This is a genomic window from Streptomyces sp. NPDC001108 (assembly GCF_053598535.1).
Window position 1 is genome coordinate 208,025 of the sequence record NZ_JBSFKL010000003.1, and the last position, 14,212, is coordinate 222,236.

Annotated in this window: 12 protein-coding genes; 5 read left to right on the plus strand and 7 right to left on the minus strand. The window is 72.9% G+C overall.

The genetic code is table 11. The annotated features are described in order from the left end of the window. Window positions 1-76 precede the first annotated feature (76 nt). From ACWC97_RS09450 to ACWC97_RS09470, 5 genes are all read right to left on the minus strand, one after another. Window positions 77-1,012 (minus strand): dihydrodipicolinate synthase family protein, encoded by a 936-nt coding sequence (locus ACWC97_RS09450; protein WP_450648404.1) that lies wholly within the window; start codon window positions 1,010-1,012, stop codon window positions 77-79. Beyond that, the gene (locus tag ACWC97_RS09455; RefSeq protein ID WP_450648406.1) at window positions 1,009-1,992 is read right to left on the minus strand and encodes an ABC transporter ATP-binding protein; all 984 of its coding nucleotides are present in this window, start codon (window positions 1,990-1,992) and stop codon (window positions 1,009-1,011) included. The genes ACWC97_RS09450 and ACWC97_RS09455 overlap by 4 nt, the downstream gene beginning before the upstream one ends. Continuing rightward, window positions 1,989-3,956 carry a dipeptide/oligopeptide/nickel ABC transporter permease/ATP-binding protein gene (locus ACWC97_RS09460; RefSeq protein WP_450648408.1) on the minus strand — a complete coding sequence of 656 codons (1,968 nt, stop codon included), beginning with the start codon at window positions 3,954-3,956 and terminating at the stop codon, window positions 1,989-1,991. The genes ACWC97_RS09455 and ACWC97_RS09460 overlap by 4 nt, the downstream gene beginning before the upstream one ends. Before the next feature lies 1 nt (window position 3,957). Next, on the minus strand, window positions 3,958-4,908 hold the full coding sequence (locus ACWC97_RS09465) for an ABC transporter permease (RefSeq protein ID WP_352272957.1): 951 nt from the start codon (window positions 4,906-4,908) through the stop codon (window positions 3,958-3,960). Window positions 4,909-5,136: 228 nt separating this feature from the next. Next, on the minus strand, window positions 5,137-6,732 hold the full coding sequence (locus ACWC97_RS09470) for an ABC transporter substrate-binding protein (RefSeq protein ID WP_450648410.1): 1,596 nt from the start codon (window positions 6,730-6,732) through the stop codon (window positions 5,137-5,139). 187 nt (window positions 6,733-6,919) lie between these two features. Between ACWC97_RS09470 and ACWC97_RS09475 the strand changes: the two genes are divergently transcribed. The 4 genes from ACWC97_RS09475 to ACWC97_RS09490 all read left to right on the plus strand — a co-directional run bounded on the left by ACWC97_RS09475 (window position 6,920) and on the right by ACWC97_RS09490 (window position 11,627). Beyond that, the gene (locus ACWC97_RS09475; RefSeq protein ID WP_352272959.1) at window positions 6,920-7,639 is read left to right on the plus strand and encodes a FadR/GntR family transcriptional regulator; all 720 of its coding nucleotides are present in this window, start codon (window positions 6,920-6,922) and stop codon (window positions 7,637-7,639) included. Between the two features lie 207 nt (window positions 7,640-7,846). Further along, window positions 7,847-8,854, plus strand: a complete 1,008-nt coding sequence (locus ACWC97_RS09480) for an acetylxylan esterase (protein WP_352272960.1) — start codon at window positions 7,847-7,849, stop codon at window positions 8,852-8,854. A gap of 74 nt (window positions 8,855-8,928) precedes the next feature. Beyond that, a complete protein-coding gene (locus ACWC97_RS09485) occupies window positions 8,929-10,371 on the plus strand; it encodes a sialidase family protein (RefSeq protein WP_450648412.1) in 1,443 nt (480 codons plus the stop codon). An 83-nt stretch (window positions 10,372-10,454) separates the two neighbouring features. Next, window positions 10,455-11,627, plus strand: coding sequence for an FAD-dependent monooxygenase (locus tag ACWC97_RS09490; protein WP_450648414.1), 1,173 nt, complete (start codon window positions 10,455-10,457; stop codon window positions 11,625-11,627). A 31-nt stretch (window positions 11,628-11,658) separates the two neighbouring features. Here ACWC97_RS09490 and ACWC97_RS09495 read toward each other — a convergent pair whose 3' ends face one another. After that, window positions 11,659-12,330, minus strand: a complete 672-nt coding sequence (locus ACWC97_RS09495) for an ABC transporter ATP-binding protein (RefSeq protein WP_450648416.1) — start codon at window positions 12,328-12,330, stop codon at window positions 11,659-11,661. Next, window positions 12,327-13,451, minus strand: a complete 1,125-nt coding sequence (locus ACWC97_RS09500) for an ABC transporter permease (protein WP_450648418.1) — start codon at window positions 13,449-13,451, stop codon at window positions 12,327-12,329. Before ACWC97_RS09500 ends, ACWC97_RS09495 begins: the two co-directional genes overlap by 4 nt. A gap of 114 nt (window positions 13,452-13,565) precedes the next feature. Here ACWC97_RS09500 and ACWC97_RS09505 point away from each other — a divergent pair, with 114 nt between their 5' ends. Next, a complete protein-coding gene (locus ACWC97_RS09505; protein WP_450648420.1) occupies window positions 13,566-14,156 on the plus strand; it encodes a TetR/AcrR family transcriptional regulator in 591 nt (196 codons plus the stop codon). Window positions 14,157-14,212 lie beyond the last annotated feature (56 nt).

A 14,212-nucleotide genomic window follows, 5' to 3' on the forward strand; every position in this document is an offset into this window, starting at 1 on the left:
GGCCGACCGGCATGACGGACGGCGGTCCGTCGCCGCAGCCGGGGCTGCGGCGACGGACCGCCGTTCCGCTTTCCGCTCAGCTCCGGGAGAGCCCCGCGCGGTCCAGGCAGGCCGCGATCCCGGCGGTCTCGGTGGCGTCCAGATCGCGCATCGGCGCGCTCATCCGGTTCGTGGTGATGATCCCGCGCAGCATCAGCGCGGTCTTGAAGGCGCCGAGCCCGGCGGCGGTGGCGGACGCCGTGCCGGGGCGGGCGGCGCGGACGATGTCGAAGAGCGCGACCAGACGGTCCTGTTCGGCGCGGGCCACCGCCCAGTCGCCGCGTACCGCCGCCTCGTGGAGGCGTACGTAACCGTGCGGGTCGACGTTGCCGAGTCCGGGGACGGAGCCGTCCGCGCCGCCCAGCATCATCGCGTCGACGACCAGTTCGTGCCCGGTGAGCACGGAGAACTGCGGGAGCCCGCGCGCCGCGATGGCCAGACGGCGGAACGAGCCGTCGTCGCCGCTGGAGTCCTTCACCCCGGCGATCACGCCCTCCTCGGCGAGCGGCAGCAGCAGTTCGGGGGTGAGCTTGCTGTGGACGCAGACCGGGACGTCGTAGGCCAGGACCGGCAGGTCGAGGGCGGCGGCGACGGTGCGGAAGTGCCGGTCGATCTCGGTGTCGTCGGTCCGGGTGTAGAAGGGGGCGGTGACGACGACGGCGTCGGCGCCGAGGTCGCGGGCGGCGCGGGCCCGTTCGATGGCGCGGTCGGTGGTGGTCTCGATGGCGCCGACGAGCACCGGCACCTGGCCGGCGGCGGCGGACGTGATGATCCTGATGACCTCGTCCTGCCGGGCGGGCGTGAGGTAGGCGGTCTCGCCCGAGCTGCCGAGGGCGAAGAGGCCGCTGACGCCGCCGTCGAGGAGGTGGGCCACGACCCGCTCCAGGGAGGGGCGGTCGATCTCGCCGTCCGCGGTGAGCGGGGTCACGACGGGCGGGATCACGCCGGTGTAGCGGGGGGTGCGGGCGGTCATGCGGTGCTCCTTGCGGATGGTGCGGAGGGGATGGAGGGGTGGACGCAGTGCCAGCGGTGGCCGGCCGGGCCGGTGGCCGGGGCCGGGAACTCCGTGGCGCAGGCGTCGTCGGCCTTCCAGCAGCGGGTGCGGAACGGGCAGCCGGTGGGCGGGTTGGTGGCCGAGGGCACCGGGCCGGTGAGCACGATGCGTTCGGTGGTCTCCAGCAGGCTCGGGGTGGCCGAGAGCAGCGCCTCGGTGTACGGGTGCCGGGGCGCGCCGGCCACCTCGGCGGCCGGGCCCTCCTCGACGATCCGGCCGAGGTAGAGGACGGCGAGACGGTCGGCGAGGTAGCGCACCGTCTGGATGTCGTGCGAGATGAACACCATGCCGAGGCCGAGGCGTTCGCGCAGGTCGACCAGGAGGTTGAGGACCTGGGCGCGGACGGAGACGTCGAGGGCGGAGGTGGGTTCGTCGGCGACGATCAGCTCCGGTTCCAGGGCCAGGGCGCGGGCGATGGCGACGCGCTGGCGCTGGCCGCCGGAGAGCTGTCCCGGCAGGGCGGCGAGGGTGTGGCCGGGCAGCCCGACCAGGTCGAGGAGTTCCTCGACGCGGGTTTCGCGTTCCCCTGCGGTGCCGCGCCGGTGCACGTCGAGTGGGTCGCGGAGGATCTGACGTACGGTCAGTCGCGGGTTGAGCGCGGTGGACGGGTCCTGGAAGACGACGCCGACGGCGGAGCCGAAGTCCTGGCGGCGCTTGGCCGCGGGCATCTCCCAGAGGTCGTCGCCGTGGAAGGAGACCCGGCCCTCGGTGGGTTTCTGGAGCCCGGTCAGCACGCGGGCCAGGGTGGATTTCCCGCAGCCGGACTCGCCGACCAGGCCGACGATCTCGCCGCGCTCGACCTCCAGGGTGGCGTCGGTGAGGGCGTGCACCGCGTCCCGGCGGAAGAGTCCGCCGCTGCGTGCCTTGTGGCGTACGTGGACGCCGTCGAGCCGGATCACCGGTGGCTCCCTTCCAGTCGTGCGGCCCGCGCGGGGTGGTGGCAGGCGGAGCCGTGGTCCTGCGCGTCGGTGTGGGCGGTGAGCTCGGGCGGGGTGGTGCGGCAGCGTTCGGTGGCGGCCGCGCAGCGCGAGGCGAAGCGGCAGCCGGTACCGAAGCCCTGGGGCGCGGGGACGATGCCCCGGATCTGGTGGAGCCGGTCGGCGCCGGCCTCCAGGGAGACCACCGAGCCGAGCAGTCCGCGGGTGTAGTGGTGGGTGGGGCTGGTGAGGACGGAGCGGGTGGCGCCGATCTCGGCGAGCCGGCCCGCGTACATCACCGCGATCCGGTGCGAGAGGTCGCCGACGAGGGCGAGGTCGTGCGAGACCAGGACCATCGCGAAGCCGAGTTCGTCGCGGAGCTCGACCAGGAGTTCGACGACCTGGGCCTGGACGGTGACGTCGAGGGCGGTGGTGGGTTCGTCGGCGATGAGCAGGCGCGGGTCGCGGGAGAGCGCCATGGCGATGAGGACGCGCTGGCGCTGGCCCCCGGAGAGCTCGTGCGGGTAGCTGCGCAGGGTGCGTTCGGGGGCGAGGCCGACGAGTTCGAGGAGTTCGGCGGGGGTCTTCGTACCGCCGCGCGAGGTGAGCTGCTTGAGCTGGGTGCCGACGAGTACGGAGGGGTTGAGGGAGGAGAGGGCGTCCTGGTAGACCATCGCGATCTCCGGGCCCATCAGGGCGCGGCGTTCCTTGGGCCGCAGGTCCAGCAGGTTGCGGCCGCGGTAGAGGATCTCGCCGCCGACCTCGGCGTTGCGGGCGAGCAGGCCCATGACGGCGAGGCTGGTGATGGACTTGCCGCAGCCGGACTCGCCGACCAGGCCGAGGGTCTCGCCCTCGTGGACGGTGAAGTTCAGCGAGTCGACGACGGGGACGGGGCCGTAGCGGTCGGGGAAGCGGATCGACAGGTCGCGTACGACGAGCAGTTCGGCGGCGTCGTCCGGGACGGGGGCGACGGCCGGTGCGGTCGCCCCGATCCGGTCGGCGAGCCGGGCGAGGGCGGCGTCGACGTCCACGGTGGCGGCCGCCTCGACCGGGTCGGGGGCGGGGTCGCCCGCGGGGGCGGCGGGTGCCTTGGTCCTCCCGGGTGCGGCGGAGGCGTCGGTGAGGCCCTCGGAGAGGACGTTGAGGGCGAGGACGGTGACCAGCAGGGCCAGGCCGGGGAAGAAGGTGGCCCACCAGCCGCCGGCGAGGAGGATCTGCCGGCCGTAGGCGAGGACGCTGCCCCAGCTGGGGTCGGGGTCCTGCACGCCCGCGCCGATGAAGGAGAGGCTCGCCTCGAAGATGATCGCCTCGGCGACCATGACGGTGGCGAACACCATGACCGGGGCCATGCAGTTGACGGCGACGTGGCGGAGCACGATGTGGCCGCGCCGGGCGCCGATGACCTTCTCGGCGGCGACGTAGTCCTCGCCGTACTGGGAGAGCACGTTGGCGCGGACCACGCGGGCCAGTGACGGGGTGTAGACGAAGGCGATGGTGGCGATGATCACCGGGACGCTGGTGCCGAAGACGGCGACGAGCACGGCGGCCAGGGCGATCGGCGGGAACGACATCACGATGTCGAGGGTGCGCATCACGGTCTCGTCGCCGAGCCGGCGCGAGGTGGCGGCGAGCGAGCCGAGCAGCGAGCCGGCGACCAGGGCGAGTGCGGTGGCGCCGAGGCCGATGACCAGCGAGTAGCGCGCGCCGTGCACGACCCGGGCGAAGACGTCGCGGCCGGCCCGGTCGGTGCCGAACCAGTGCTCGGCGCCCGGGGCCTGGACGGGGGTGCCGGTGGTGAGCGGGTCCTGGGTGAGCAGCGGGGCGAACACGGCGCCGAGGACGACGACGATCAGGACGCCGAGGGCGATGCGGGAGGTGACCGGGAGGGCGCGGAACGCGATGCCGGGTCGGGAGAGCTTGGTGGCCAGACGGCCGGTGGCGAACATGTCACACCGTCCTGATGCGCGGGTTGACCAGCAGGTAGAGCAGGTCGACGATGACGTTGACCACCAGGAAGGCGATGGCGATGGTCAGTACGGTGCCCTGGACCAGCGCGACGTCGCCGCCGGTGACACCTTCGAGGATGAGCTTGCCCATGCCGGGCAGGTCGAAGATCGCTTCGATGACGACCGCGCCGCTGAGCATGTAGCCGACCTTGATGCCGAGCACGGTCAGCGGGGTGACGAGCGCGTTGCGCAGGACCGAGCGGATCACCAGCAGCGGCGGAAGTCCGTTGCCGCGGGCGGTGCGTACGTAGTCGCGGTCGAGTTCGGCGACCATCGAGGTGCGGACGAGCCGGGCGAGCGAGGCGGAGACCGGGAGCGCGAGCGAGATCGCGGGGAGGGTCATGGTGGTGAGCCAGCCGCTGAAGGAGTCGGCGGGGTTGGTGTAGCCGCCGGTCGGGAAGATCCGGCTGTTGAGCGCGAACTGCTGGATGAGCAGGACGCCGAGCCAGAAGGACGGGATGGCGACCCCGGCCATGGAGAGGACCCGGAACAGCTGGTCGGGCCAGCGGTCCCGGTACATGGCGCCGATCACGCCGAGGACCACGGCGAGCACGACCGCGAGGAGCAGGCCGAGCAGGGTGAGCTGGAGGGTGAGCGGGAAGGCGGCGGTGATCCGGTCGATCACGGGCTGGCTGGGCGGGACGGTGGTCCCGAGGTCGAGGTGGACGAGCTGTCCGAGGAAGTGGAAGTACCGGACCGGCAGCGGGTCGTTGAGGCCGTTGGCCTCGGCGAAGGCCGCTCGGGCCTCGGGGGTGGCGCTCTCCCCGAGCGCGTTGAAGGCCGGGTCGGCCGGCGAGAACTGGAGCACCACGAAGACGAGCAGCGCGATGCCGAGGATCATCACCGGCATCATCGCGACGCGGCGCAGCGCGAGCCGGAGAAAAGCAACCATCGTCGGGTTCCTTGCGGGTTGGGCGGGGGCCGGCGGCCCGGGGCACCTGGGGGCGTCTGACTGAATGAGTGCGGAAGGAGGAGCGGGGTCCGGTGCGTGCGATCGATCGCACGGCGGAGGACCGTCCCGTACCGGGCGTACGGGACGACTCCCACGACGCCGCGGGCAGGTGTCGGACACCCCCGAGGGGTCCGGTGCCCCGGGCCGGGCGTTCGGGCCGGGGCCGGGTCAGGCGCGGGCGACGTCCAGGAAGGAGAGGCCCGTGGTGGGCAGCGGCTCGAAGCCGGGCAGCGCCTTCTCGTTCCAGGCGGTGGGCAGCTTGCGGTGGAGGACCGGGTAGAGCGCGGCCTCGTCGGCGACCAGGTCGGTCACCTCGCCCCACAGCCGCTTGCGCTCGGTCTCGTCGGCGGCGCGGGCGGCCTGGTCGAGGGTCTGCCTGACCTTCTTGTACGCGGCGGAGCCGCCCCAGGCGTAGCGCTTCTCGGGCCAGAAGCCGTAGTAGAACCAGCGCAGCAGGAGGTCCGCGTCGTTGCCGAAGACGGACGGGTCGCCGGGGGCGGCGAGGACCTCGAAGTCCCCCTTGTCGACCTTGGCGTACTGGGCCGGGGACTGGGCGATGTCGAGGGTGACCTTGACGCCCGCCGCCTCCCAGCTCTCCTTGAGCAGCGGGGCGATGTCCTTGACCCAGCCGGTGTCGGTGGTGAGGACGGTGAAGGAGAGGTTCTTGACGCCCGCGTCGGCGAGCAGCTGCTTCGCCTTTTCCACGTCGTGGGTGTAGACGGTGGCGGCCTTGTGGTAGTCGGGGTGGGTGGCGGGGACGTAGCCGGTGGCGGCGGCCGCGTTGCCCACCATCGCGGTGGAGATGATCTTCTCGGTGTCCAGGGCGTAGTGCACCGCCTGGCGCACCCGCTTGTCCGCGAAACGCTTGTCCGCGGTGTTGAACATCAGGAAGAGCATGCCGAAGGACTGCACGGACTCGGTCTTCGCGGTGGCCCCGAGGCGCTTGACGTCGATGTACGGGACGTCCTCGATGGCCTGGACGCGGCCCGATTCCATGGCGCTGACGCGGGCCGACTGGTCCGACATCAGCCGCCAGACCATCTTCTTGGCCTTGGCGGGATGCGGCCCGTTGTACTTGTCGTACGCCTCGAAGACGATCTTGTCCTCGCGGGTCGCCTCGACGAACCGGTACGGCCCGGAGCCGACCGGCTTGGCGTCGAACGCCTTGGGGTCGGGCTCGACGATCTTCTTCGGGACGATCCGGACGACGGCGATCCGGGACGGGAAGAGCGCGAAGGGGTACTTCAGCTTGAACTCGACGGTGCCCGCGTCGACGGCCTTCACCGTGTCGACGAAGGGCACGAACTGGGCCATCAGGGAGGCGTTCTTCGGGTCCAGGACGCGTTCGAAGCTGAAGACCACGTCCTCGGCAGTGACCGGCGATCCGTCGTGGAAGGTCGCCCCCTCGCGGAGGGTGGCCCGGTAGGTGGTGGCGTTGATCTTCTTCGGCGCCTCGGTGGCGAGCGCGGGGCGGGCCACGAGTGTTGCCGGATCGAGATCCACCAAGCCCTCGAATATGTGCATATTGGCGGCGTAGGGAGTCGCGCCCGAGGTGATCATCGGGTCGAATCCGGTCGACAGGGGGTAGGAGAGACCGGCCTCGATCAGCTCGCCGGCGCCACCCCCGCCCGTCGCGCCGTCAGCGGTCGAGGACGGTCCGCCACAGGCGGAGAGAGTGGCCGTGATGGCGGCTGCCGCGCCGACGGCGCCGGTGAATCGCAGGAAGGTACGGCGCTCGACACCGGCTGTTATCAGCTCGGGCACGGGTCCTCCAGGGACATCGAAGGCGGAACGGAAGGAAAGGCGGAAAACGACTGGTCAACGCATCGTGGCACCCGGGAACACGGGGGCCGACGAGCCCTGCGCATCAGACGTCAGATGTCTGATGCCTTGATAACGTGGGAACGTAGCTGGGCAATCGAGAGGGGTCAAGAGGGTGGGGAGTTCACATATGTCCGGTGCGAAGCCCGGCCGACAGCTGCTCAGGCAGGAGGTCGTCGAGGGCATCAAGCGCTACATCCTTGAGGAACGGCTCCGCCCCGGGGACCCGCTGCCCGCCGAGCCGGCCCTCTGCGAGGCACTGGGCGCGAGCCGCTCCAGCGTCCGCGAGGCGGTGAAGATCCTCGCCGCGCTGGACATCGTGGAGGTGCGCCACGGGCACGGCACGTACGTCGGACGGCTGAGCCTCTCGGCCCTGGTGGAGAGCCTGACCTTCCGCGGGCTGCTCTCCCCCGACGACGACTTCCAGGTGATGGCCGACCTGGTCGACGTACGCGAGCTCTTCGAACGTGGGATGGCCGACCGGATCGTCTCGCTGCTCAGCACGGAGCAGCTGGACCGGCTGGACGGCCTGGTCTCCACGATGCGCGAGACCGGCGTCCAGGACGGGCACGGCTTCGTCGAGGCCGACCGGGCCTTCCACGCGCTCCTGGTCGCCCCGCTCGGCAACGAACTGATCGGCCAGCTCTCGATGGCCTTCTGGGACGTGTACTCGATCGTCGCGCCGCATCTCGACGGGTTCACGCACGCCGACGAGATGGAGACCATCGCGGCCCACCAGAACATCGTGGACGCCGCGCGGGCCGGGGACATCACCGGCTTCCTGAAGGCGCTGGGCGAGCACTACGCCCCGGTCAGGCGCCGGATCTCCGAGGCGCGCGCCCGGAACTGATCCGGGCCCCGAAGAGGGACCGGCCCCGCCCGACGGGGAACCGGACGGGCGGGGAACGGTGCGGGCGGGGCCCTTGACGGTCGCCGCGAACGCTGCCTAGGGTCCGTGTGCCACCAGGACATCTGACGTCTTCTGTCTAGCCTTCCGGCGTTCGCGCGTCCTGCGCCCCGGCGTTCACCTCCCGGCCCACCCCAGAAGGGCACCCCCATGCCGTTGACGGACCTCTCGCTCGCGGAATGCCTCGACCACCGGCCCGAACTGCCCGTTCCGGACGGCTTCGACGCCTTCTGGTCGGACACCCTGGGCGAGGCGTCCGCCGCCGCCGCGGCGGCTCCCCCGCCCGTGTTCACGCCCGTCGACACGGGGCTCAGCCAGATCCGTACGTACGACGTGACCCTGCCCGGATTCGCCGGGCGGCCGGTGCGCGGCTGGCTGCATCTGCCGGCCGGGGCGACCGGGCGGCTCGGCTGCGTCGTCGAGTTCCTCGGGTACGGGCGGGGGCGGGGGCTGGCGCACGAGAGCCTGGTCTGGGCCTCCGCCGGGTACGCGCACCTGATCATGGACACCCGCGGCCAGGGCTGGTCGGCCGCGGGCGGCTCCACCGCCGACACGGACGCGGGCGCCGCCGGCACCGTGCCCGGCTTCCTCACCCGGGGCGTGGAGAGCCCCGAGACCTACTACTACCGGCGGGTGTTCACGGACGCGGTGCGCTGCGTCGAGACGGCGCGCGCGCATCCCTCGGTCGACCCGGACCGGATCGTGGTGACCGGGGTCAGCCAGGGCGGCGGGATCGCCCTGGCGGTGGCGGGGCTGGTGCCGGGGCTGGCCGGGGTGATGCCGGACGTGCCGTTCCTCTGCGACATCCGGCGCGGCGCGGAGATCACCGGCCGCCCGCCGTACACCGAGATCGCCGAGTACCTGCGGCTCCACCGCGACCGGGCCGGGACGGTCTTCGCCACCCTGGCGTACTTCGACGCCGCCCTGCACGCCACCCGCGCCACCGCCCCCGCGCTGTTCTCCATCGCGATGATGGACGACATCTGCCCGCCCTCCACCTGCTTCGCCGCGTACCACAACTACGCGGGCGCCAAGGACGTACGCGTCTACGCGTTCAACGGGCACGAGGGCGGGGCCGCGTACCAGCAGCGGGAGCAACTCGCTTGGGTGCGTGCCCTGTTCACCGCCCCGGCGCCGGGGCGGTCCGACCGCTCCTGACCCCGGCCGCGCCGCCGCGCCCTGCCTTCCCCCTTCCCAGAAGCACCATCCCCTTCCGAGAAGAGAGACCGTCCATGCAGCGAAAAGCCTCCGTCGCCCTGCTCGGTGCCGCCGCGCTCCTGGCCGTCACGGCCACCGGCACCTCGTACGCCGCCTCCCCCGCCCCCGGTGAACTGACCTTCCAGGACCTGACGGTCGACGGCGTGGGCTCGCCGCACTACCGCATCCCGGCCCTCACCACCTCGGTGAAGGGCACCGTGATCGCGGCCTACGACGCCCGCCCCACCCTCGGCGACCTGCCGGGCAACATCTCGATCGTGGTCCGCCGCAGCACCGACAACGGGGTGACCTGGCAGCCCCAGCAGGTGGTCCGCCGGGACGCCGCGCCCAAGGGCTACGGCGATCCGAGCCTGCTGGTGGACCGCACCACCGGCCGGATCTTCCTGTTCTACGCGGCCTCGGTGAACCAGGGCTTCTTCGGCTCGGCCACCGGCAACGACGAGTCCGACCCGAACGTCCTCCAGGCCGACTACAGCTACTCCGACGACGACGGCGTGACCTGGACCCACCGCCGGATCACCCGGCAGATCAAGGACCCCGCCTGGGCGGGCATGTTCGCGGCCTCCGGCGAGGGCATCCAGCTCCGGCACGGCGCGTACAAGGGGCGGCTGATCCAGCAGTACGCCGTCCGCGTCAACGGCGCCAACTACGCGGCGAGCGCCTACAGCGACGATCACGGCGAGACGTGGCGGATGGGCACCCCGGTCGGCCCCGGCGGCGACGAGAACAAGACGGTCGAGCTGTCCGACGGCCGGATCATGCTCAACAACCGCTCCAAGCCGTACCGGACCGTGGCGTACTCCTCCGACGGCGGGGTCACCTACACCCCGTTCGTCCAGGACACCCGCCTGACCGACCCGGCCAACAACGCCTCGGTGATGCGGTACAACCCCGATGCCGCACCGTCCGACCCGCAGTCCTCGTGGCTGCTGTTCAGCAACACCGAGGACGCCTCCGCGCGGCGCAACCTCACGGTGAAGATGTCCTGCGACAACGGCCGGACCTGGCCGATCCGCAAGGTCGTCGACCCGGGTTCCGCCGCCTACTCGACGCTGACCCGGCTGCCCGGCGGACGGCTCGGGCTGCTCTACGAGCGGGCCGACTACACGCACCTCACCTACTCCTCCTTCGACCTGAAGTGGCTCGGCGGCACCTGCGCCGACATCACGGTCACCCCGCCCGCCACCCTGAAGGCCGGCACCACCGCCGAGATGACGGTCCGCGTCGTCAACCGGATGGACGTGCGCCGCGCCGCGGGCACCGTCGACCTGACCGTGCCGGCGGGCTGGACGGCCCAGCAGCGCGCCGTCCCGGCGCTCGACCCCGGCCAGGGCGCCAACATCAAGGTCCCGGTCACCGTCGCGGCCGGGGCCTCGGGAAGCGCCGCGCTCACCGCGACGTACCGGACGATGGGGCTCCAGGCGTCCGGCGGCGGGACGGTGACCGTCACTCCGTGACCACGCTCCGGCCCCCGTCCGCCCCGGCGGTGCGACGATGAACCGGACGGAGCGTCGAAGACCTCGGGACGGACGGTGGACCGGTGACGGTGACGGGTTTACGCATCGGCGTGGTCGGCGGCAGCATCGCCGGCTGCGCCATGGCGATCGCGGCGGTACGGGCCGGGGCGGAGGTCACCGTCCACGAACGCAGCGACGGCGCCCTCCAGGAGCGGGGCTTCGGCATCGCCATGCCGCCCCCGCTCCACCATGAGCTGGTGGCCAACGGCTATCTGGGCGCTGACATGGAGACGGTGCCGGTCGAATCCCGGGTCTGGCTCACCCGGGCCCCGGGCGGGCGGTCGACGCGCGAGCTGGCACGCCAGACGGCCCCGGTGGCCGCGTGCAACTGGGGTCTGCTGTGGCGGGCGTTGCACGAGCGGGTCCGGGCGGGGGTGTACCGGCGGGGGCTGCCGGTGGAGTCGGTGGCGCGGACGGCCTCGGGGCGCGGCCTGATCCGTACCGGGGACGGGGAGCGGGAGTACGACATCGTGGTGGGGGCGGACGGGTTCCGCTCCGTCACCCGGGAGCGGATGGCCCCGGACGTCCGGCCGGTGCCCGCCGGCTATCTGGCCTGGCGGGGCACGGTCCCGCTGGACGTGCTCGGCGATCTCACGGGTCCGCTGGGGCTGCTGCGGGACGCCTGGGTGACGCTGGGGTTCCCCGGCGGGCACGCCGTCTTCTACGCGATCCCGGGCCCGGTGCCGGGATCGCGGCTGCTGGCGCACGTCGTCTACGGAACCGCCCCGCAGGGGGCCGATCCGGAGGCGTACGTGGGTGAGCTGGCTGTCGAGCACTTCCCGGCGGAGTGGGCCGAGGTCGTGGTGCGGGCCACGCCCGGCGCCCGGGCCCACCACCCGGTCGCCGACCTCGTGGCACCCCGGGTCGCCGAGCCGCCGTTCCTGCTGGCGGGCGACGCGGCGGGGGTGACCCGGCCGCACACCGCCAGCGGTGCGGTCAAGGCCCTGCAGGACGCGCTCTGCCTGGAACGCGCCCTGCGGGACACCTCCTCGGTGGCCGACGCGCTGGGCCGGTACGCCGACGAGCGCACCGCCGAAGGGACCCGGCTGGTGGAGCTGGGGCGGCGGCTGGGGCGCGATCTGGTGGAGCACACCCCCGACTGGGCCGCGATGGGACCGGCCGAGGTGGAGGCGTGGAGCCGGGCCGCGCTCGGCGGCGACCGCAGCTATCTCTACGGCAGCGTGCACCGGCCCTGATCCCTGATCCACCGGACACGCCCCGGGGCGCTCAGACCCCCGCGGCGGTCAGCGCGGCCATGTCCACGACCCGGTCGGCGGCCTCCGCCACGGCCGGGTCATGGGTGGCCACGACCGTGACGCAGTCGTCCTGGTGGGTCCGTTCGGCCAGCAGTCCGGCCAGATCGCCGGCCTGGGAACGGTCGACGGCCGCCGTCGGCTCGTCGATCAGCAGCAGCTTCGGGGAGAGGAAGAGCGCGCGGGCCAGGGCGACGCGCTGGCGCTCGCCGCCGGAGAGCTGTTCGGGGCGGTGGCGCAGCCGGTGGCCGAGCCCGACCCGGGTGAGGGCCTCCTCCGCGCGGGAGCGCTGGGCGCGGGGGCGGCCGCCGCCGATGTACACGGCGGCGAGGAGCTGGTCGGTGGCGGTCAGCCCGGAGAGCAGGTTGCCGCTCTGGAACATGTAGCCGATCCGCTCCCGGCGCGCCGCGGCCCGGCGGGCGTCGGAGAGCACGGCGAGGTCGTCGCCGTCCAGCAGGACCTGCCCGGCGGTGGGCCGCAGCAGGGCGCCCGCGACGGCGAGCAGGGTGGACTTGCCGGAGCCGGAGGGCCCGACGAGCGCCGTCATCCGGCCCGCCTCGAAGGTGACGTCGAGGCCGTCGAGGACGGTGGTACGGGCGTCGGCGCCGCCGAAGGCGACGGTGACGCCGGACAGTTCGAGGCTCATCGGTTGGCTCCCAGCATGGTCAGCGGGTCGGCGTGGGTGACCCGGCGCAGGGTCAGGGCGGTGCCCGCGAGGCCGACGGCCGCGACGGTGCACATGGTGGCGACGAGGGTGCCGGCGGGCAGGCTGAAGGGCACCTGCTCACCGACCAGCAGCCCGACGGCTCCGGCGAGCACGGCGCCCGCCACGGTGCCGAGGACGACGACCAGCGCGGCCTGGACCACCGTGTGGGCCAGCAGCCGGCGGCGGGAGGCGCCCATGGCGCGCAGCAGGGCGAGCTCGGGCTGGCGCTGGACCGTCCACACCGCGAAGAAGGCGCCGACGACGAGCGGGGCGATCAGGTAGAGGAAGACCTGGATCGAGGTCATGGTGACGCGCTCGCCGGTGTAGCCGGGGGCCGCCTCGTACGCCTTCTCCTTGGTGAGGGTGGTGGTGGAGTGGCGCTTGTCGAGGGCGGTGACCGTGGTGTCGGTGGGTGCGGTGCGCAGGGCGAGGGCGCTGAACTGGTCGGGGATCGCGGCGGCCGCGGCGGCGGGGGCGCCGGGGGTGCTGAAGCGGATGCGCTGCCAGGTCTTCAGCGGTACGTAGGCGACGGGTACATGGCCGTAGCTGGAGCGTTCGGTGAGTCCGACGACGCGCAGTTCGATGCCGAGCCGGTCGATGACCAGGGTGTCGCCGACGCGTACGCCCTCGTCGGCGAGTTTGGCGGACATCACGATGCCGTCCTGCGGGGCGTTCGCGAGGCCGTGCCCCTCGGTGACGGAGGGGGCGAGGAAGGAGCCGGGCTCGACGCCGAACGCGGCGAGGTCGACCTCGGCGCCCCGGTCCGTGGTGCCCCGGGTGATGGAGACGCCCAGCGGGGCCGTTTCGGTGCCCGCGTCCGCGCGCCAGGCGGCGGCGGTCTTCTCGTCGAGGAGGCTGCGGGCGAACTGGTCGGAGCGGGCGTCCGAGGAGAAGACGAGCTGCGCGGCCGGGAGGCGGCGCAGCGCGGAGATGGTGTCGTCGCCGAGGCCGGTGGTGAAGCCGGAGACGATCCCGACGAGTGCGGCGACGAGCACCACGACGGATCCCATGAGCAGAAAGCGCCCCCGGGCGGCGCGCAGCTCCAGCAGTGCGAGGAACACGGCGGTTCCCTTCGGTGGATCGATGTTAGGGACAGTGCGTCGCCAAGATAGATGATGGGGACGCGGCGTCCCCAAGTGGGGGTCGGAAACGGCCGGGGCTTCTAGACTGTGCCGATGCCCCGGATCCAGGCCGCCACGGTCGCCGAGCACCACGCCCAGCAGCGGCTGGCCCTGGTGCGGGCCGCGCGCGAGCTGCTGGAGGGCGGGGACGCGGCGGCCGTGACGTTCACCGCGGTCGCCCGGGCCACCGGCCTCGCCCGCAACAGCGTGTACAAGTACTTCCCCGGCCGGCCCGAGCTGCTCGCCGCCGTCGTCGAGGACGCGATGCCGCGCTGGACGGACGCCATCCGGGAGGGCATGGCGGCGGCCACCACCCCCGAGGAGAAGATCGCCGCGTACGTGTCGTGCCAGCTGGACCTGGTGCGCCGGGGCGAGCACCGGATCGCGGCGGCGCTGGCCGGGGTCCGGGACGCGACGGTGGTACGGGAGAGCGCGGCCCACGCCCACCGGGAGCTGCTGACCCCGCTGACCGAGGCCCTGACCGTGCTGGGCGAACCGGACCCGAGGCGCACCGCACTGCTCCTCCAGGGCATCGTCAACGCCGCCACCACGGCGATCGAGGGCGGCGACGACGCCGAGGCGGTCACGGACCGCGCGGTCCGGATGGCCGTCACCTCGATCACCGGCTCCGCGCCGACGCCGTAGCGCGCGCCGATCCTCGGTACCGCGCGTCCACCCCTTGACCGGCCGCACGTCCATCC